We start from the raw sequence: 594 nt of genomic DNA on the forward strand, positions 1-594 counted from the left end.
GCTCGAGCAGTGCCAGCGTCAACTTCACCGCGCCGAACGATGCGTTGGCCGGCGGCGGTTCCCTGAGCGTGAAAATCGACGATGCCAAGGGCGGTAACTACGAGAAACTGGAAGTCGACGGCAAGTCGGCGGACACCTCGATCACTGACACAGCGGACACCACCACCCTCAGCCTGAGTGCGACCGATTCGGTGGCAGAAGGCGGCTCCATTGTTTACACCGCCACCCTGAGCAATGCGGCCGGTACGCCGGTCACTGTGACCTTGTCGAACGGTGCCGTGATCACCATCGCCGCCGGCGCCACCAGCGGCTCCGTGACCGTCGATGCACCGAAGGACGACGTCTACAAAGACGCCGGTACCGTTGAAGCAACGATCAAAGACGCGGCCGGCGGTAACTTCGAAAACCTGGCGACCAATCCGGCAGCGGCGGCCACTGACGTCACCGACACCACCGACACCTCGACGGTGAACCTGACCGCGACGTCCACCGTCGCCGAAGGCGGCACCGTGGTTTACACCGCGTCCGTGTCCGCTCCAGTCACCGGTTCGCCGGTGGTCGTGACCCTGTCGAACGGCCAGACCATCACCATCC

Annotated in this window: 1 protein-coding gene; it reads left to right on the plus strand. The window is 64.1% G+C overall.

All coding sequences use genetic code 11. From position 1 onward, the window contains the following. The coding region (locus tag AACY49_RS29965) for an immunoglobulin-like domain-containing protein (RefSeq protein ID WP_339527833.1) at positions 1–594 on the plus strand (594 nt) is incomplete at both ends.

It is taken from the genome of Pseudomonas sp. EL_65y_Pfl2_R96 (genome assembly GCF_963970905.1).
GTDB lineage: Bacteria > Pseudomonadota > Gammaproteobacteria > Pseudomonadales > Pseudomonadaceae > Aquipseudomonas.